Raw genomic sequence first — 21,012 nt, 5'->3', positions numbered from 1 at the left:
ATGCAAGACAACTATATAAGAACTGGCTTATCAATATTTTTCGAAACTAATTATGAGTTAGCCTTAAAAGAGTTTCTTATTGCCAATCCTTTGGCCAATGATGAGTTTTTTATTCGACAAGTATTTTCAAACCAAGATAAAGAAATCAAACACCTGCACAATAATGTTATTTTTTTTGATTATAATGACTCTGAATTTAAGCAGGTTTTAAAGGATGATATTCTCTTTAATGACTGGATAGAAAACAAAAAAAATCGTGACAAATTTTGGTTGTTGAGAGAGTATTTCAGTTTCCTCACTGAAAAGCTCAAGAAAATTGAGTCTGAAGAAAATCTAGAAGTATCTCCTATAAATGACATGGTAAATCTTACTTTAAAAGAAATTGCTTTACTACATTATTATAAACAGGAGCATATAACACTCATTAATGCTGATAGTGTTATTTTGAAATATGGTTTTATATCCGGAAAAAAACTATACCAACATTATGTAGAATATTGTCAAAAGGCTAATCGTATTGCTCCCGGAGAAAGCTCGACTAAACAGAAAAATAAAGTTCAAATTTTTGAAAAAGTAATTGAAATTTTGAGCCTACAAAACTATGATACACATAAAGCTAAAAACGATTTACAAGACTTAAAGAAAAATTTTGAAAATCAATAACCAGTTTTAACCAGTTACTACCAATGTACTTGAGTAAATATTTGCAATGAATTTAAAATTATTGCAAATGGAAACAGTTCAATTCATTCAAACAACCCCTGAAGCTTTAGCAGAGCTAATAAGTATAGGGTTAAAATCTCAATTAGAGAATTTTGGCAAAAATCTACAAATATCAGAAGAAGATGTTCTTTTGACACGAAAGGAAGCATGCGATTTTCTTAAAATTGACAGTAGCACTCTTTGGCACTGGACTAATAAAGGAAAAATAAAAGCGTACGGTATTGCCAATCGTAGATACTACAAAAAAAATGAGCTGATTGATTGCCTTAAACCATTAAATAAATAAAGATGATGGACGGCAAAATAGAGGGAATACTCCAACAGCTATTAGAAAACATTACCGAAATTGACTTCAGAAATTATTTTGAAACAGACGACAACAAAACTAAGTTGCAAAAAAAGCATTTTTTAATCCCAGTCATTGATAATCTTTTATTAAAAACAAATCAGAATGAATTTAGCCTATGCAGGAAAAATGGCATGATATATCTTTATAATGGGCAGTATTGGGAATATGTAGAAGCAGAAAAGTTTAAAGATTTTTTGGGGCAAGTTGCTCAAAAATCTGGAGTAGATAAATATGATGCAAGATATTATTTATTTAAAGACGATTTGACAAAACAATTTATGTCTGATGCAGGACTAAAGGAAATACCCACTAATTCAAAAACCCTAGTCAATTTAAAAAATGGAACTTTCGAAATAAGCACTAAAGAACAAATTTTAAGAAAATTTGAAAAAGCGGATTTTTTGACTTATCAATTACCTTTTGAATTTATTCCTAACTCGGATGCCCCAACATTTATGAGGTTTATAAATCGGGTGTTACCTGAAAAAGAACTTCAAAATGTTTTGGCTGAATATTTGGGCTACATTTTTATAAAAAATAGTGTTCTAAAACTTGAAAAAGTAATGATTTTATTTGGTTCAGGGGCTAATGGCAAAAGCGTATTATTCGAAATCATTAGTGCACTTTTAGGTGAGCAAAATATCACATCGTTTAGCCTAAGCTCACTAACTGATAAAAATGGATATTTTCGAGCCATGATATCTCATAAATTATTAAACTATGCATCTGAAATAAACGGAAAGCTTGAAACAAGTTTTTTTAAACAACTATGCTCAGGCGAACCCGTTGAGGCTAGATCTCCACACGAAAAACCAATTTTAATAAGAGATTATGCTAAACTCCTTTTTAATGCTAACGTTTTACCTAAAGAAATAGAAAACACCCATGCTTATTTCAGAAGATTTTTAATAATCCCTTTTAACATTACCATTCCACCTGAACAACAGGACAAAGAACTTGCTCAGAAAATCATTTCCAGTGAATTATCTGGAGTATTCAACTGGATATTGGATGGCTTAAAAAGATTATTGGAAAATAAAAACTTCAGTAGTAGTGAAATTGTTGAACAACAAGTAAAAATTTATGAAACCGAGAGCGATAGTGTTTTAATGTTTTTGGAGGATGAGCAATATTTCACTTCTACTACGCATAATATGAAGCTGAAGGAGCTCTTCCAAGAATACAAAAATAATTGCAGCATCAATAACTGCATTCCTTGCTCCGAAAAAGTGTTTTCACAAAAGCTCGAAAAAAGAGGATTTAAGAAAAAAAGATTAAGTGCAGGATATGTAATTTACTTAGAAAAAAGAAGTATTTAATCCTACATAATGTACACAACCTACATAATGTAGCTTATGCAGCTTATGTAAGTATAAAAACAATTTTATTATGGATATTAATATAAAAACTATGAAATATAAAGTGGTTCGAGATTGTAACTTAGACGATTTTGAAAAAGAAATCAACAAACTACTCCAAAAAGGTTGGCAATTATATGGAGGTATAAAAATAAAACAAGGGCTTTTACACCAAGCCCTTGTTTTATTAAGTACTAAATGAATAACAGATTAATTCAAATCTGCAAAAACACTTTCAAGTTCTGCATGTTTTAATGTCTCAAATTTCTCATTTGGTAAATACATTGTTCCATCAAGCTGATATAAATCTTTAAATGCGTTAGTCTTCAAGTATTTTTTTAAGACTTCCTGCGCTTTAGTTCGCGTAATGGTAATAGTCTGTTTTAAAACATCTTGCTTCTTTCCATCATACATTAAATTAGGATTAAAAGATGTCCTTACAATAGGTATAGAAGTAACAGTAAACTTATCTAACTTAGTTTCTGCAAACACTTGAAAAATCACATAAACAACATCTCGTTTAGCTTGTTGTTTTAAAAGCGATATGTCTTCATTAGGCAAAAATTCACTTGACACCCTTACGTGACTGTCATCACCTTTAGAAAGGTCTTCTAAACATTGATTTTGATAGTCATTATTTGCTTTAAGTACCTCCATAGCATTCTGATATTGCGGAAAAGGAGCAGCAGCTTTATTGTTTAGCTTGCCTGCTGCTATTTTCTCCCCCAAAATATCCATTTCAAAGCCAGGAGTAAAACTTGCTACAGCCCATGCACCATTGCCATCACTCTCCGGTAATAAATCTCGCAAGTAGAATGAAATCCAAAGCTTATCATAACCTTTTCTATCATCTCTTAATTCATTTGCTATTGCCTCTAACTGTTCTTCATTAATTTTTTGAGGTATTTTTATTTGCATTCTACAGATGTTTACGTTAACATCTTCTTTAATAACTTCATACTTTTTATCTGCACATGATGCTATCATAAAAAGTAACAATACACACACTAGTTTCTTCATTGTTGTTTGGTTGGTCTCTGAACATCCCAAAACAGAGGTTACTAAAAATAATCAGCGTGGGACATTTCCCATCTGTCAGCACGTCCGACCAAGAACGCATACGAAGAATAAGAAAGCCCACGCCTTTGCGTGTGCAATCCTTATATCCCTTCGTACTTGTTTAAAAATTTGGTCGATTCGCTGACAAGAAAAGGACGCCGATATGTTATTATAAATCTTTTTTATTTCATGGTCTAAATATATTATTTTATTATTTACAAACATCACTCAAATTAATTTAAAATCGTAAGCTTTTACTTTCATTTCATTAAAAAATATACTTACCATTTTGGTTCCACATGAAAAATTCTTAAACTATCTTAGCATATATAAAAAAAAATGGAAAAAAAAAGATAGATTCTAGAGCATCAATATTTTATGAGAGATTTTTCAATTGAGTTACAGTCTGAAAAAATATATTCAGCAAAAACTAGGGATTATTTTCAAGAAGTTATCAAATCATATTACAGTGAAAGCTATCGCTCAGCTGTAGTTATGCTATATTCAATTGCTGTGGCTGATTTACTTTATAAAATTGAAGAATTGCATGAAACTTATAGTGATCCGAATGCAACTAAGATTTTAGAAGAAATCAAAACACTACAGACTAAAAATTCAGTTTCAGCTGAATGGGAAACAAAATTAATTGATCTCATAAAAGATAAAACAAATCTTTTGGAGCCGTCAGATTATCTTCATATTAATACTCTTAGACAGCATAGACATTTATGCGCTCATCCAGTCCTCACTCAAAATTTTGAATTATATAGACCAAATAAAGAAACTACTAGGGCTCATATAAGAAACATTTTAGAAGGAGTATTAATTAAACCTCCCTTTTTATCTAGAAAAATATTTGAAGATCTATTAGAAAATTTATCCTCTATAAAAACTATCATATATGATGAAATTCAATTGGAAAGACATCTAAAGGCAAAATATTTAGACAAAATAAACCCAAAAGTAACACTTCATATCTTTAGATCTTTATGGAAAGTTACATTTAAAACTTCTAACCAATTGTGTGATGATAATAGAGAAATTAATTTAAGAGCTATACTAATTATCTTAAAAACTGATTATAAAAATTTAATTACAACAATTGCTACTGAACAGGATTATTACAGCGATTTAGATGAAAAGTATTTAATGAACTTAATTACTCTTTTTAATCAATTTCCAGAGATTTTCAAAGTATTGAATGACAGTGCTAAGATATTAATTCAAAATATTATTGAAAAGGACGCTGATCTAGATACATACGCAGTTTTTTTATCAGAAAACATTACAGCCCACATTAATAAAATTTCGTCTATAACATGGGAAAGTGGTTATGAGGAAACCCATATAACAACTGAAAGCATTCTATATGTTTTTAATTATGCAAATAGGGAAGGTAATAGAAATGTTGCATTCGACTTTTTAATTGAAATGTTTGGCAAAAGTCACCAGTATTCTATTGCTGATATGCGCTTTGATCACTTAATTAGGCCTTTTTTAAATGAATTTGATAAGGATGAGATAAGAAAAATTGTAAAAGTAGTAAATAGTAATTCTCAGATACATGACAGAAGAGAAGCAAGATCAAGCAATTACCACATTCGTAATAGGATAGAAGAATTATATGGAGCAACATTTGATTTCAAAATGTATTCCTATTTCAAATAAGTATTTAAATAATAAGTTAAGAGCAGAATAAATAAACTATGAGTACAACAACTATTATAAAATCCATTCGTGATATAATGCGTAAAGACACTGGCGTAGATGGTGATGCACAGCGTATATCCCAAATAGTTTGGATGTTATTCATGAAAATATTTTCAGATAAGGAAGAAGAGTGGAGAAGTAAAATCAAGGATTATTCAAGTCCAATACCTGAAGAATTTAGATGGAAGAAATGGGCTATTGATCAAACTTTAACAGGTGAAGAATTAATAGAATTTATTAACTCTAAATTATTTCCTGCACTAAAAAGTTTAGATAGAACTGGAAATGACCAATCTAAAATTGTCAAATCTGTCTTTGAAGACACTTACAATTTTATGAAAAACGGAACACTTTTCAGACAAGTTATTAATGAAATTAACAAAATTGATTTCGCTAATACAACTGATACTCATGTCTTTAATGATATTTACGAAAGTATCTTAAAAGAATTGCAGAGTGCAGGTTCATCGGGGGAATATTATACCCCTAGAGCGATAACTCAATTTATGGTTGAGATGGTTAATCCTAAAGAAGGAGAGTCTATTTTAGACCCTGCTTGTGGGACAGGGGGCTTCCTCACATGTAGTATCGATCATGTACGTAAATTTCATGACAAAGAAGAAAATATAATCCTACAAGAAAATATTAGGGGAATTGAAAAGAAACCCCTTCCACATTTATTATGTACAACAAACTTAATGTTGCATGGATTTAACATACCATCAATTAATAGAGATAATTTATTGAGTAAACCTTATGATAGCTGGAAGGGGGATAAATTAGTAGACATAATTTTATCAAATCCACCCTTTGGGGGTACTGAGGAAGATGGTACTGAAACAAACTTCCCACAAGAATTTAGAACAAAAGAAACAGCAGATCTTTTCCTTATTTTGATTGTAAAACTTTTGAAAAAAAACGGAAGAGCAGCAGTTGTGTTACCAGATGGATTTCTTTTTGGAGAAGGCGTTAGAACACGCATTAAAGAAGAATTATTAGCCAAATGTAACTTACACACTATCATTCGCCTCCCTAATGGTGTATTTAATCCCTACACTTCAATTAAAACTAATTTATTGTTTTTTGATAAAGGAATGCCAACCAAAGAAATTTGGTATTTTGAGCATCCATACCCTGACGGTCATAAAAGTTATACAAAATCGCGACCTATTAATCTTGAAGAATTTGACTTAGAAAAAAATTGGTGGCATAATCGACAAGAAAATGATTACGCTTGGAAAGTATCTATTAAAGACATTAAAAAAAGAAATTATAACTTAGATATCTCAAGCCCATATTTTGGTGAAACAGATGAGGAGCAATTGAGTAGAGAAGAAATATTACAGCAGTTAAATGAATCATTTGAATTAAGCAAACAGTTGCTTTCACAATTAGATCAAATTTTCAAATGAAAGATTGGAAAAAAGTTAAATTAGGCGAAATACTTACTTTATCAAAAGTAGTTTCTGAATCTCCTGACCCAAAGAAAAGAATTAGGGTCAAACTAAACAATGGCGGTGTTGAAAAAAGGCCTTATGCAAATGACAAAGAGGGAGCAACAAGATACTATATCCGTAAATCCGGGCAATTTATTTATGGAAGCCAAAACTTACATAAAGGAGCTTTCGGAATAGTCCCAACTGAATTAGATGGATATGAATCAAGTCAGGATATTCCAGCATTCGATGTTAGTGACTCCTGCTATGTAGAATGGATATATTATTTTTTTAGACAAGGTAATTTTTATTTAAAACTTGAGGGGCTGGCTAAAGGAGTTGGCTCGAAGAGGATAAATCCCAATCAACTATTGGAGATATCTGTTTATTTACCCCCAAAAATTGAACAAAAAAGAATTCTTGAATCTATTAATGATTTTGAGAAAAAAAGTATTATTGTTGAACATGAAATAAAACATCAGTTAGATTTAATTGATAAACTATATACTACTACTCTTCAAGATGCAATTACTGGCAAACTAACATCTGAATGGAGAGAAAATAACAATATCCAAGAAGACGGAAATTTTTTATTAAAAAAATTTATTCAGAAAAAGCAAGATTTAATTGAACAAAAAATAATAGTAAAACAATTACCATTACCTAAAATAAAAGACAGCGAAAGGCCATTCGTTCTGCCAAGCACCTGGACATGGGCAAGAATGGGAGATATATCCTTAAAATTAGGTGCAGGCAGCACCCCTACAGGTGGCAAATCAGTATATATTAATAAAGGAATAAAATTTTTCAGATCTCAAAACATATATAATGATGGTGTAAAAACTGATGATATCGCATATATAAGTCCAACTATTCATGAAAAGATGAAAGGTTCTCAAGTAAAACCCAAAGATATCTTATTAAATATAACTGGCGGTTCAATTGGGAGATGCGCTTTAATTGCCGACGATTTTGACGAAGGAAATGTAAGCCAGCACGTAGCTATTATAAGATTGCTAGACTTAAATATTAGAGAATATATACATTACTTAATTATATCTCATTATTTTCAAGAAACTATAATGAATGTTCAGGTCGGTGTATCTAGAGAAGGTTTAAGTATGGCAAGTTTAAAGATGATAAAAATACCTCTACCTCCACTAAAAGAAATTTTTAAGATCGTTAAATACTTAAATGATTTTGAGAATAGTTACATTAGACTTAAAGAAATAGGGAGTAAACGCAAAGAAGAGTTTGAAACTCTTAAACATACAGTATTAAGAGAGGCCTTTGGAAATATAAATATTGAAATTGATAATATGGCTAGAAAACCAAAACCTAGTAGTGGATCTTTTCATCCAAATTTAGTAAACACACTTGGTAATTATACTAGAAGCGAAAACTTAGTTGAAATTGAAGATCTTTTAAAAGAGTATGGTAAAATGTCTGCTTTAAGTTTATGGAAAATGTCAAAACATGAGAAAGATATTGATGAATTTTATGAAGATTTGAAGTTGAAAGTTGAAATTTCTAATATTATAAAAGAAAGTGATGAAAAAGGCTTTTTAGAATTAGTAAAATGAAAATTGATAAAGTAAAAATAAACGGGTTTAAAAATCTGAACAATTTCATAATTGATTTAGATGAGACTAAAATGCATACTATTTTGCTCGGAATAAATGCCGCTGGTAAATCTAATTTTCTTGAAGCCCTTGTAATAATCTTTAGAGACTTGGATTTAAATGAAAAAAAAACAATCACACCTGAATTTAATTTTGACATTCATTATAAATGCAAGAATAACAATATCAGAGTTATTGGTATAAAAAACAATTCACTAAAAGAAGGAGCTCCTGAATTTATCAAAGCAGACAAGGTAGGTTTTACATTTTTTGTAAATGATATAAAACTTACAAAGTCAGATTTCTATAAGCTTAAGGATGAACACTTGCCTAAATATGTTTTTTCATATTATTCGGGTATAAGTAATAGACTTGAAAAGCATTTCGACACACATCAGAGAAGATTTTTAAAAGACTTAATGGATGGATTAGATGACCCTATGCGACCATTATTTTATACACGACTAATTCATAGCCACTTTGTCTTATTAGCTTTCTATGGATTTCCAGAAGAGAAGATAAACGTATTCTTGAAAGAATACCTTAACATACTAGGTCTAGAATCTATTTTATTTGTTTTTAAAAACCCTTACTGGTATAAGGGAAAACAGAGAGAAGGAGGTGATTCAAAATTTTGGTATGCTAAAGGTGTAGTCAAAGATTTTCTTAATGATTTATGGGATGCTTCACTAGCACCTATACCTATTACTGAAAAGGTTAGAGAGGACTTTCATAAAAACCCTGAAGAAGAGCACATATATCTATATATTTCAAATCAGGAAAAGCTAGCAAATCTAGCTAAGAAATATGGAAACAACGCAGATTTTTTTAAGATGCTTGAAAGTACATATATATCCGATTTAATACATGAAGTTAAAGTAAAAGTCAGAAAACTAAATGTTGATGGTCATATTACATTTAAGGAACTAAGCGAGGGTGAACAACAATTACTTACAGTTTTAGGATTAATGAGATTCACTAAAGATGAAGACACTTTATTCTTATTAGATGAACCAGACACACATCTCAATCCTTTATGGAAGTGGAAATATATGAGTCTAATGGAGGAAGTTGTAGATAAAGATAAAAGTAGTCAAGTAATTATGACCACCCATGACCCATTAGTTATTGGTGGCCTAACTAAAGAAGAAATTAGAATATTTTATCCAGAAGGTGATAAGAAAACTATTAAGGCGATTGAGCCTTCTTTTGATCCAAAAGGTTTAGGTGTTGCGGGTATATTAACCAGCGAATTTTTTAATTTACCTTCTTCATTAGATTATGATACAGAACAAGAAGTCATTAAACAATATGAACTCCTAGCAAAGAAAAATCATGAAGGTTTATCAGTAGAAGAAGAAACGCTTTTATTGAACCTTAATCAATATTTGGATGAAATTGGCCTTAATCAAAAATCGATTGATCCATTATATGACAAATTTCTAGAGGCACTTATCAAGGAAAAAGATTTTAAGCCTCGCCCCAATAATCCTGAAGAGATAAAGAAGCAGGAAGAACTAGTTTTAAAAGTTCTTAAAGAAATATCAAGCAGCAAGTGAGATACGTTGACCCAAATAAGATAATAATTCCTAAGGAGTGGCTAGATAAAGCCGCAAAACTCCAATTAGAGTTAGAGGCTATTCCTTTATTGAGGGATAAATTAAAACATATCGACAAAAATCAAATATGGCAAGATAAAACCCTATTTAAAGCATTAAGCGATGTGATGGATGGAAAATGTTGGTATTCTGAGGCAAAAGATTTGATGTCGGATAGGGATGTAGATCATTTCAGACCAAAAAAATCGGCAAAAAATATTGATAATATTGAAAGAGATGGATATTGGTTTCTAGCATACGACTGGGAAAATTACAGATTCAGCAGCATTTACAGTAATAGACTAAGAAAAGATAAATATACTGATGAGGATATCGCATTTGGGAAAGGAATCTATTTCCCTTTAAAAGAAGGTTCCGTTGCTGCGATATCCAAAAGAGCTCTAGCTGATGAACGTCCATATTTACTCGATCCCACTATAAAAGAAGATGCTGCTCTTATTTCTTTTAATGGATTTGGAAAAGCAGTTCCTAATGCCCCTAAAACATTTACATGGGAAATCGAAAGAGTAAATACTTCAATAAAATATTATCATTTAAATCATAGTCCCTTAAAGGCGGCTAGAAAAACTAAATGGCAAGCTTGCCAAAGAAATATTAATCAAATTATAAATCTCTGTACTATTCCTGACAGAACCTTAACCGATGACAACATGATAACATTTTTAAAAAATCAATTGATAGAATGGGCTAACGAAAAGGAACTTTTATCGGGCGTTGTCATTGCTTGTCTTAACAAAAATAACTTGAGTGCTATTCTGACGATTTGACAAGGCAATTATATAAATTATATAACAAATTATAAAGTAATGTTTTTTTATAACCGCATGTTTAAGGCACTACCTTCACAAATTTGAATAACAGTAACAAAAAAAATAACATCTTTAAAATCTGTGCAAAGTATGTATGCAACGCTGTACACAACATATTGCATGTTATTAAAAGGAAAAATTACAGTACCTTACAAATCAAAAGTGAAAAAAAATATACTATAATAATTTATGATAATGAGACTGATGTCAAGGAGTTGTCTGAATTTTATAGCGCATTTTCAAGTGTCGTAACGAATAATCTTATTTTTGATTTTAATGGCTTAAAGGAGAAAATTGCACCTAAGTTTTTTGTAGTCAAAAAACATGATGAAATAATTGGTTTTGGTAGCGTATTTAAACTTAAAAATTATTATTTAGATTTAAGACGATTTATAAGCCCTCATTATAGACATAAAGGGATTGGGGAAAAATTACTGGATTTTATTATTGAGGATGCGAGAATAAATAATGTAAAAATTATAGATGGTCAATTAAATAATCCCGATAAAAGAACAATAGAGTTTTTTACTTCGAAAGGTTTCAGTTTAAACGATAAAAATACATTTATGAAACTCAATTTATAAGTACATTTGAAAGGCAACACTCCAAATCGTACAGAAATCGTACAATTTTACAAAACAAAAAACCGCAATTATTTAATTATAAACATATTGCGGTTTTTCTTTGTGGAGAAGATGGGAGTCGAACCCAATCCGTAAAACCTGCATAAATGCTAAGTTCCTTATATTTTCCGTTTACTTTGCCACGATTTCGCCACAACTTAAACCTTTATAACACCTTGATTTAAAGAACGATATAATTTTAAGCAAATATACGAAAGTTATATCCGACTCCTCTTATTTTCTATTATAAAAGGATTTAAAACTTTAGGAAGGGGGTTGAACTCTTCGCATAACCCCATATTAATGCTATGTTTACCATATTTTAAGAAGCATTGTGCCGCGAAAGCGGCCATAGTAACAAACTACTTATTTACTTTACAAACAATTTAATTCATAGTAAATATAATTAAAAAACTATTAAACAATGAGATACATAATCTCATATCGCTAAAAAGAGCTTGTTGCTTTAAACAATTCTATAACCGACAACAGCCCATCAACAGATCTCAAATACAACATTATAGCCAGCAAGTTTATGACTGACATCTCTAACCACCATAAACGAAATGCATCTACATCATTAATAACCACTTAAGATGGTGGTGCTCTGGTGCAACTTATTATAACTTTACAGGTTATTGTTGCGAGGCATACATTTGATCTGGAAACGGTTAAACTATCATCTATACATTTAAAATACTATGTTCATTTTAACAGTTTTATATGTTTTAATAACTTATATAATAAAATAATCTGAATTAATACTTTAATTCAGATTGTTGCTTAAAAGCTGTTCTCTATAAATGTTTTCTCAACAATTATGCAACAACCGATTGATATATTACCAATATAATTCTATCAACGATTACTTTCAAAACAATCTTTAGAATTAGGAATACCATTTGGGAATAGTTTGTTTAACTTTTGAACATTACCACGATTTCCTAATTCATATGATTTAATTAGATTATAGATGGCTAAATTTTGCATTGCCTTCTCTTTTGAAGCATTTAAAATTTGATAATTAGTTTCAAAAGCAGGCTCATAATTATATTTTTCCGCCATAATAGTTGAAAAATAAAGAAAATCAGCCGAATGCTCGCTAATCATAAAAATGTATTTGAGTTCTTTAAAAGCTATAGTATCGCCCTCAACTAATACACTTTTAAAAAGCTTATTAATTTTAACTTTATCATTATAAGAAGCAACAAAACTACTATTCATGGGCTTAGCATCTATTTTTTTGCTTTCATCATTCATATTTCTATCTTGTTTGCATGCAAACAAAAATAAAATACCTATCAAAAATATTTTTTTCATAATTTTTAATTTAATATAGCACTTACAGCAGCAGCAGCAGTATTAGAGGAAATCCTATAAGTTTCAACACCATTTTGATAATAAACCATTGTGCCTTTTCTATCATTAGGCATGTCACCGCTAAACCCTTCAGGCCTTTTATTATGGCTTAAACCTTCCAAAACCAACTTACCAGATTTCGCACTAAAATGTCCTCTCCCATCAAAACCAGATATAGTTGCCCAAGGATATAACAACGATACCTGTTTTGCTAACGAACCGTTTTCAGATAAAGAAGTAGCGGACCAACAAATCAATAAGGTAAGAGTAAATGGCTGTTTTTCTTCAACCGCTTTTTTAAAAGAGGGACTTTTTTGTTTCATATAGTAATCTAACTCCTGTGCCGAATCAATATAGTCATCATTACTTGCATTTGGCTCCATATTCCAAATCGCGCCAGTCAAATCAGATCCATGTCCTACCGCAAAAAAATTCAAGTCATGACCTGTTTTTTGAAATTTCTTCTCCAAAGCACTAACTATAGACATCGCAGCAGAACCACCTCCCTTTCCGAAAAAATGAACAGGAGGCTCATTATCATTTCGATTTAATGCTTGTGAAATATCTTCCAAATATCTAGAAAACCTTCCCGTTTGGTTTGGTTTGGTTTCACTCCCCGGCCTAAAATAAGAGCCATCAACAGCTGTATTAAGTTGTTCTGCCGTTCTCACCCTACCATATCCAATATCCACACCCTCATTTTCCGTAGCCATCATCCCGTCAGGGTCGATAAAGTAAACAGGATTATCAAGAGCATAAGTATAAGGAGAATACCTTCTTGATACTTCCGCCAATGGGTCAATATTAAACCATCTTCCTATTGAAGGGTCATAGTTACGTGCATGATAGTCGTACCAGCCAAGCCCCAGCTCGTATTGAAGCTCTTTTCCATTGTACTTAATTTTCTGTGCAGTCGTATTTCCTCCTGATAAAGTTACGTTATTTTCATGCTGTAAACCAAAAGGATAGTAGTCATTATTATCAACAACTTCGCTTGGCGCATTTGTTTTCTTTAGACTAACGTCATCAAACCAAACCTCACCATTACCAACTATATCTAACCTTACTATCAATTGTTTTGTTCTTGCTGGAACTAAGATAGTTCCAGAAATCTGTCGCCAATCTGATCCGGATTGAGTTGGTAATATTGTACTGTAATAATTACCATCAACTATTGGCAGCATCAATAAAGTAATCTGTCCCTTACCACTTCCTTTCACCCAGGCAGTAAAGGTATATTGTGTGGCAACAATATTATCAATATTAATTCTGTAATCACTTTCCCTGTAGGATGACACATTGTTATTACATACTAGCTTAGCTGAATAATTACCATTTCTTTTTACAGTATTATCAAATACTAGATTCTCTCCATAACCTCCGGTCCAGCTACTACTATCTTCAAAACCATCATAAAATAAAGATGTATCATTTATCCCACCATCCTTATCAAGGTCACTATAGCTTAACCTGACATTACCCAGGTGGTCTTTGTATTGATAAACATACGAAAAAGTCCCATCACTGTCTTTTTTCACATAACCCTCCGGATGTGAAAAATACTGAAGATTATTATTTTCATAAACAAACCCATACGAATAATTTGTAGTTGTTAAATTACCTGCTCCATTGGTAAATTTCTTCTGGACTTTTGAACCTGAAGCGTCATATAGATATTCGATCTTCTGATTCGCATCGTTGTTTTTAACTACTTCTTTAGGTAGATTTAGATGGTTATAGGCGATAGCTGTTATAGCCTTATTCTGGTCTTTAATTAAATTCCCTGCTGAGTCATAATCATAATCGTTACCCTGTGATGTGAAACTATCGCCAAAGCCTTTGCCTGACCCGGAGATATCAGTAACATTTAATAACTGATTGCTTAGAGGTTTATACGCATAATTAAGTATATCAATTGTATCAAATACGTTTGAATAGGCATTTCCTTTCCTTTGAAGTTTGGTTATGTTTCCATTTTTATCATATTCAATAGGCCCCTCAGTATAATTTTCTGTACTCAAGTCACCCGGATTATATGTTGCATGGGTTAACCTGTTTAAGCCATCATATTCATAACTATACGTTCTTAATGAAGTATTTAGTACCGTTTTCCATGCCGTCCCTGATATATTACCGTTAAAAAGCCCGGCATAATCAAGTTTGAAGGCGAAGAGATCATTTGTACTTGTACTATCATCCGTCACACCATTAATACCTGATAGCCAACCTCGTATATTTTGAGTATAATCAACTGTTTGTAATGCATTGAAAGGAGCATATGATGTTACTCCACCATTTATTTTTCCGCCTACTTTCTTTTGTTGCATTACCCCTAAAGCATCATATTTATTCCAGGAGATCATCTCATAAACTTTAGTGGGACTTTCTACGATCTCATCTAAACTTTGTAAATTTCCTCCCACAAACTGAGTATGTTTTAAAGGTCTGTCAGCATTGTCATAGGTAAAATAATCCAAAAGCATTATTATATCATTGTTGCCTGTCTTATTTCTGCTAACCGTTGCAATCATCTTCCCTATGAAGTCAATGTTGAAATCCAGGCTATTCCATGCGTTCAATTGCTCATTATAACTCCATTGCCACATTGGGCGGGCTCTTTTATCATAACGGGTAAAGCTGGTAATACATTTCTCTGTATCAAGTATCCTTACTACATTACCAGTCGCCAATCCTTTATTTTTAGTAGTAAATTCTCCATAAAAACTACTTGTAGGCATGTAGACACCACCGGCAAAACCTGCTTCATACATTTTGTAGTCAAAAGCATAATCGTCATAATAATTAACCGTTAGAACTGTGGGACCTTCATAACCAAAACCAGTATTGTTATAGAATACCTTCATCCCTTTGTTAATCACAGGCGTCTGACTTCTGGTTTCATTCACTATAGGTTGTGTAGCAAATCCTTCCCTGAGATTTTGAAATGGAGTCGCCGAATAATAACTACCTGTGAGAGCAATTCTATCCAATGCATCATATCCGGTAAAAAACCAATTGTGTTCAGGTGCCTGTTTAGCTCTCATGTTCTCATCCTGCGTCATTACAAGCCTATCAAGCTTATCATATACCATATAAGTCCAGCCATTATCCGGTATATGTTTTTTAATCAAACGGTTTCGGTAGTCATAGTGGTATTCATAACATAAGTTCAACACATCTGCATATGTGTAATTACCAATATTTGTAAATTTGTCTACAGCTAATGGAGGGATAACATACGTAAGATTTGAGTAGCGGTCATACACATAGTAAGTATCATGGGGTATATCTACCATAACAGAAGGATTATTCTTATCCGGCTCTCTGGTATAGTTTCGCTTTAGAATCAGTTTTCCTTCAAAATCTTTAAATTCCTCGGTCGTCTTGCTTTTCCCATCTTGTGTAGTCCAGTTCTCATCCTTTATAATATTCTTATACAGTTTATTAGGAGCATAGTAATCATCTATAATTAATTCCGGATTCTCAGTATCTACCGGGAAACTCACATTAAATTTCACTACTTCATTTATACTATTCGTCTGATAATCAAACCTTATGGTATGATCATTGTTATTGGATGGATTTCCTTTCCATAATTCACCCGGAGCTGCCGTTTTTGTAGGCCTGTTTAATGGTGATTTCTCAAAAAACTGTTGCGCGTAAGGGTTTGTAGTATTTTCATATTTAGGAGTATTATAAAACTGTTGTGTATGCAATAATGACTCCGGGTCGAACTGCAAGGCATTACCGGAGGCCTCGTATGGTAGGTATTCTTTTGCCTGCCTCCCATACTGGTCATATTCAATATGGGTAATAATGTCCTTACTGGCTGGAGAAGCTTTACCTGCTATCTGTTGTATTGGCCTTCCCAACCCATCAAAATAGGTAACACTCTCTCTTTTCTGAACACCATTTTCACTGGTGTAGGTTTCGGTTTTTACGTAGTTTAAATTATCGTTTTGGCTTAAAACCATCATAGGCATCAAAAACAGTATATAAAATATCTTCTTCATAATAATGATTCTTTAGTGCTGGATTAGTTTGAGTTTGGCCTAAAATTATATATGTTCCTGGAAATAAGGTTACCGACTTCATTGGCATTAGACTCATTAAATTCCTTCTCCCTAACTTCCTCCAGCCTTCCAAAGCCATCATAAGAATAAGTGGTCTTATTACCTCTGGAATCTATTTTCGCAATTGCTCCAACCAGTGGCTTATATGCAAAAGCTGTAACGGGTGAAACAGAAGGAAGCGCAGCTCTAAGATTATTAAGGCTTTGCAGCATCAATGTTGTCTTTTGCGAATACTGGGATTGCCCAGGCTTAAGGTTTGAATAACCAATCGCATTGTTGACATATCCAATCCATGACGTATTAGATACCAAAGTACTATAATCCATGTTTTCTATAATAGCAACAGGATAACTGGAGTCGTATCCCCATATATAACAAACGCTCTTACCATCTTCCTGTTTCGCCTCCACAGGATTACTGTATTTATCATATCTAAGAAACTGAATCTTTGGCTCCGGAGTAATATTTCCTTTACCTATTGAAATAGTTTTAGGCAGAAATGATATATTCTCAGATCCCCAGGCAGTATTGGAGAATGTTATCGATTTTTTATCTGTCAATATATTATCCCTATATGATTCGGTTCCTCTCAAAACACCTATACGGTTTCTATTAGCATGGTTGTTGTCATAAAAGTTTAATGTTTTAAGCACTTCATCTTTACTGGTAACAGTAGAAGATTCCGCTAGCTTTTTCAAATTAAAATTGTATTTGTACTCCTCGTATGACGATACAATTTGTGCTGATGAATTTGAGGTAGGATAAAAATAATTATTGGTTGTTTTTTTCTTAAGCACTGGCCAACCAAAGTGAGCCTCCATCTCTTGCCCCAGAGAATGAAATGCATACAAATCGTAACTTGTCCCCCAATCAGGATCATAACTGAGCGCTTCCTTGAAAAGATCATACGAACCATAAGACGAAGCCATCGGTGATGGGCTGGGTGGCATCTGATACCCTACATGAATTTTGCCTTCATATCCCGGGATACTGTCATTAATAATATGGTATTCATAGATACTCTCAGACACGGGTTTGTATTGTGTGATAAAAGATATATCCTGACTATACTGTTTTTCCTTTTGCAGTAGCCCTCGTTTATAGTCCTTATCTAACGGAAAGTAAAAGGGTGGTCTAACCGAAAAATCTATCTCGGGATAGTCTATTGGAGAAGTATATGTATATTCTGTTTTTCCGTTTCCAGTCTCATAAACAGTAACATTTTTATATCCTACATCCGATCCCTGGGTCCGAATATATTTAAGGTTATTCAGAAGCGTTTGATTACGATATACTACCATAAATGCCTGGCTTGAGGTCGCTACCGGTGGAATTGTAGAAGATAAATTCTGTAAAGGTTCTAAGTGAAAGGGATCTCTAATCGTTCCTCCCGGACCCGAACTTCCACTCGCTGCTACATAGGCTTCCTTTGCTTGATCATAATTGTAGAGCGGCAAAGGAGAAACCAAAGAACCACTGCTTCTCTGTGGGTCATCGAATTTTGTATATTTAAAACGCTTTTCCTTACTGGGTGTATTAGCCTGGTTAGCATCGGCATAATACGAAATTTTATTGATTCGCAGCCCTCCGCCTGTTAACCATAGACTATCAAGAGGATTTATGTTAGCTATGTCCCAATAGGCTCTTAATTTAATAGGTGTATAACCATCAGGAGATGTATAAGAGACATAATATTTAACATCACTTTTTAAGGAGTATGTAGCTGTCCTTGCCGTGCCGTCATTTCGATAATTATCACCTAATGTAGTAAGAGACTGTCCGAATCTATTAAATTCAGGCCTTATGTAAATTTCGCCCCCATCAACAGGAGAATCCGGAACAAAATAAATTTGATGAATATCTATTTGCGGGTCCAGTGGAAAAATCCCCACCTCGCCATCTGCAGGGATCTCCATCTCAAACAAGAATTGTTCAGAAGCATCATCAACTGTAAAATCTGTGATCTCCTTGTCTCCCTCGTATGAATAAGTGTTAGGGCCCCAGTCAAAAACAACACTGCCCCCTGTAGGATAAATGATACTTTCCAAAACATGCGTAGAACACCACTTCTCGTCGGTGCGTTTACTACCAAAGGGTCTCTGACTAAAATACCCCCAATAGTCCCTCTTTAATCCTAATTGAGAAGTGGCATATGGGAACCTGTAATTCATCACATGTGACAATTCTTTACCTTGCTCACTATTTAGACCATATCGACAATCTTTCTCCGTAATCTTTGAAAGTGCAAGCCTTGAAAGGCTACTTTGACCTGCCGCTATGGTAAGATAATCATACGTAAACTTGTATTGCTTGATTCTTTCACCATACCAGTTCTTCACAACTATCGAATCTAACTTTGGAGCCAATTCATTAGTATTTTTATTAAGGTTACTATCCTCTCTTCCCAAACCCGTGTAAAAGTTGATTCGGGCCTTATCTGTCACTTCAATTAATGATAACTTTTTTGTTGTAGTTTCGGTTCTTGTTTTCTGTGTGATCGATCGCGGTAAAAGACCGTATATCTGAAAACCTGCACTAGCTAAAGAATGATATGGCTCGGTAGTGATAGAACTCTGGGTTGAGTTTTCCATTTCCACTTCTTCTACCGCATCTGTATAAAAGAACTGAGCAATAATCTTATCATTATTGTCATATATTGCGGTTAGATTATACGCACTTATATAATTTAATGTTGAACTCGAAGCACCAGCAGATCCTCCACCAAAAGGTAATGAAGAATTATAAATACTTTCTTTTGTTATCTCTTTTGCATTAAATGAATACCTATAACCTTTATCATCAAAGAGGTCAAAACCATCAAAAGTATAATCATAAAAAAAACTGGCTCCGTATTGAGCTTGAGCTTGTGTATAATTGAAAACAATCTTCATATTATTATTGTTGTCAAGCTTTATGGGCTCCAGTCGTTGAGTCACAGGATTTCTTTTGATCATAAACCTGCCGGTATAACCCATAAAATTATATTGGTAAAGATCATACTCGGTGTCCATCCAGCCCTTTTGGCACACATTCCATCCAAAATTACCAATCATCCTTAATTGCTCCAGGCTTAAGGACTGGTTAGCACCCAATAGGCCAAGCACTTGTTCATACCTGTTAACCAAATAACTTTCTCCTGCATCGGCAATATTATCCTGAAAAATCCCGATTCGATAATTATTCGCACCAGTACCCTCAGCATCCACGCCCTCGTCCGGAGCGCCTTTAACGGTTCTTGAGATAGTTCCTCCGGCAAAAAGACTCCAGCCCAATCCTGTATAGGATGCTGTTTCCAAAACAGCTACTGAAGAGGGATGGTACTTTAAAGCTATGTCAAGCTTTACATCTTTGGAATGCGTATCAACACTATATAATGGAATACTTATATCAGGAATACCATTATAGTTATTAACCGGCACTTCTTCAAATTTCATTAAATTTGCCACCGTAGGTGAAGGAGGGGTTATTTCAGGCAACTGCCCCTCAATTGACCTTGGTGCGTTTGTAGGTAAAGTCTGTGCCCGAAGTAACGTAGGTGTAATGAGCGAAAGACAAAACACCAAGCCCAAGACTACCCTGGATTTTAAAATTAAATTCATTTTCAATTGGTTAAGATTTGTAAGTAAAATATTGTCAATAAAAATATTATAAATAAGGTAAACACTTTTACTGAAAACCTCATTATCACAAAATGAAATAAATTTTGTGTTTTTATAACAAGAAAATTGTAATATTAAAATAGCGTAATTTATTTTATATCAATATTTTTGCGTAAATCAATCAAGGATATGCAAAGATATTCAACTAAAAAACTACCCTCCTATAACCTGCAGGAAATACTTATAGTACTGGCAATTATAGGTATACTTTTATTGATAGCTTTACCTAATCTAATGCCTCTTATTTCAAAGGCTAAGAGTGTAGAAGCACAAACACAGCTCAAAGCAATTTCGAATGCTCAGAAACAATACTTCTATATGTATTCAAAGTACAGCATGGATTTCAATGAAATTGACTTTGAAGTACCAAAAACCGTTAAAGAGAACGGCACAGCTAATTATTCCTATGAAATTATACAGGCGACCAATAATGAATTTAAAGCCAGGGCTACAGCCATTACCGATTTTAATGGTGATGGCATTTTTAATGTTTGGGAAATAGACCATAACGGTAATCCTAAAGAGGTTACCAATGATTGATTTCATATTGAAGGCCGGTATTATTGCCGTATTTTTTATAATTTTTCTACAGGATTTTAGGGATAGACTAGTA

Annotated in this window: 15 protein-coding genes; 11 read left to right on the top strand and 4 right to left on the bottom strand. The window is 32.9% G+C overall.

Annotated features, from left to right (window positions below):
* The 4 genes from DEU42_RS14250 (at nucleotide 1) to DEU42_RS14235 (ending at nucleotide 2,632) form a co-directional block, all read left to right on the top strand.
* Nucleotides 1-663 carry a hypothetical protein gene (locus DEU42_RS14250; RefSeq protein ID WP_114758982.1) on the top strand — a complete coding sequence of 221 codons (663 nt, stop codon included), beginning with the start codon at nucleotides 1-3 and terminating at the stop codon, nucleotides 661-663.
* A 67-nt stretch (nucleotides 664-730) separates the two neighbouring features.
* Nucleotides 731-1,009, top strand: coding sequence for a helix-turn-helix domain-containing protein (locus tag DEU42_RS14245; protein ID WP_114758981.1), 279 nt, complete (start codon nucleotides 731-733; stop codon nucleotides 1,007-1,009).
* Between the two features lie 2 nt (nucleotides 1,010-1,011).
* Nucleotides 1,012-2,391: a phage/plasmid primase, P4 family gene (locus DEU42_RS14240; protein ID WP_114758980.1), complete on the top strand. Its 1,380-nt coding sequence runs from the start codon at nucleotides 1,012-1,014 to the stop codon at nucleotides 2,389-2,391.
* Nucleotides 2,392-2,461: 70 nt separating this feature from the next.
* Nucleotides 2,462-2,632 (top strand): DUF1737 domain-containing protein, encoded by a 171-nt coding sequence (locus DEU42_RS14235; protein WP_114758979.1) that lies wholly within the window; start codon nucleotides 2,462-2,464, stop codon nucleotides 2,630-2,632.
* An 8-nt stretch (nucleotides 2,633-2,640) separates the two neighbouring features.
* Here DEU42_RS14235 and DEU42_RS14230 read toward each other — a convergent pair whose 3' ends face one another.
* Complete coding sequence (locus DEU42_RS14230; protein ID WP_114758978.1) at nucleotides 2,641-3,450, bottom strand: hypothetical protein; 810 nt, start codon at nucleotides 3,448-3,450, stop codon at nucleotides 2,641-2,643.
* Between the two features lie 417 nt (nucleotides 3,451-3,867).
* Here DEU42_RS14230 and DEU42_RS14225 point away from each other — a divergent pair, with 417 nt between their 5' ends.
* The 6 genes from DEU42_RS14225 to DEU42_RS14200 all read left to right on the top strand — a co-directional run bounded on the left by DEU42_RS14225 (nucleotide 3,868) and on the right by DEU42_RS14200 (nucleotide 11,269).
* On the top strand, nucleotides 3,868-5,157 hold the full coding sequence (locus DEU42_RS14225) for a hypothetical protein (RefSeq protein ID WP_147278133.1): 1,290 nt from the start codon (nucleotides 3,868-3,870) through the stop codon (nucleotides 5,155-5,157).
* A 38-nt stretch (nucleotides 5,158-5,195) separates the two neighbouring features.
* The gene (locus DEU42_RS14220) at nucleotides 5,196-6,611 is read left to right on the top strand and encodes a type I restriction-modification system subunit M (RefSeq protein ID WP_114758976.1); all 1,416 of its coding nucleotides are present in this window, start codon (nucleotides 5,196-5,198) and stop codon (nucleotides 6,609-6,611) included.
* Nucleotides 6,608-8,218: a restriction endonuclease subunit S gene (locus DEU42_RS14215; RefSeq protein WP_114758975.1), complete on the top strand. Its 1,611-nt coding sequence runs from the start codon at nucleotides 6,608-6,610 to the stop codon at nucleotides 8,216-8,218. The genes DEU42_RS14220 and DEU42_RS14215 overlap by 4 nt, the downstream gene beginning before the upstream one ends.
* The gene (locus DEU42_RS14210; RefSeq protein ID WP_114758974.1) at nucleotides 8,215-9,816 is read left to right on the top strand and encodes an AAA family ATPase; all 1,602 of its coding nucleotides are present in this window, start codon (nucleotides 8,215-8,217) and stop codon (nucleotides 9,814-9,816) included. The genes DEU42_RS14215 and DEU42_RS14210 overlap by 4 nt, the downstream gene beginning before the upstream one ends.
* Nucleotides 9,813-10,643 carry a hypothetical protein gene (locus DEU42_RS14205; protein WP_114758973.1) on the top strand — a complete coding sequence of 277 codons (831 nt, stop codon included), beginning with the start codon at nucleotides 9,813-9,815 and terminating at the stop codon, nucleotides 10,641-10,643. Before DEU42_RS14210 ends, DEU42_RS14205 begins: the two co-directional genes overlap by 4 nt.
* A gap of 158 nt (nucleotides 10,644-10,801) precedes the next feature.
* Nucleotides 10,802-11,269 (top strand): GNAT family N-acetyltransferase, encoded by a 468-nt coding sequence (locus tag DEU42_RS14200; RefSeq protein WP_158537885.1) that lies wholly within the window; start codon nucleotides 10,802-10,804, stop codon nucleotides 11,267-11,269.
* Between the two features lie 897 nt (nucleotides 11,270-12,166).
* Here the strand turns inward: DEU42_RS14200 and DEU42_RS14195 are convergent.
* The 3 genes from DEU42_RS14195 to DEU42_RS14185 are packed head-to-tail and all read right to left on the bottom strand — an operon-like array spanning nucleotide 12,167 to nucleotide 20,339.
* Complete coding sequence (locus DEU42_RS14195; RefSeq protein WP_147278132.1) at nucleotides 12,167-12,628, bottom strand: hypothetical protein; 462 nt, start codon at nucleotides 12,626-12,628, stop codon at nucleotides 12,167-12,169.
* 5 nt (nucleotides 12,629-12,633) lie between these two features.
* Nucleotides 12,634-16,680, bottom strand: a complete 4,047-nt coding sequence (locus tag DEU42_RS14190; RefSeq protein ID WP_233506698.1) for a DUF6443 domain-containing protein — start codon at nucleotides 16,678-16,680, stop codon at nucleotides 12,634-12,636.
* A 23-nt stretch (nucleotides 16,681-16,703) separates the two neighbouring features.
* Nucleotides 16,704-20,339: a hypothetical protein gene (locus tag DEU42_RS14185; RefSeq protein WP_147278131.1), complete on the bottom strand. Its 3,636-nt coding sequence runs from the start codon at nucleotides 20,337-20,339 to the stop codon at nucleotides 16,704-16,706.
* A gap of 189 nt (nucleotides 20,340-20,528) precedes the next feature.
* On the opposite strand from DEU42_RS14185, the gene DEU42_RS14180 reads away from it, so the two are divergent.
* A complete protein-coding gene (locus DEU42_RS14180) occupies nucleotides 20,529-20,939 on the top strand; it encodes a type IV pilin protein (RefSeq protein ID WP_114758969.1) in 411 nt (136 codons plus the stop codon).
* Nucleotides 20,940-21,012 lie beyond the last annotated feature (73 nt).

This window comes from Flavobacterium sp. AG291 (assembly GCF_003350375.1).
Lineage (GTDB): Bacteria > Bacteroidota > Bacteroidia > Flavobacteriales > Flavobacteriaceae > Flavobacterium > Flavobacterium suzhouense.
The sequence above is the reverse complement of the archived record's forward strand: the minus strand, read 5'-3'. Positions and strand labels throughout refer to the sequence as shown.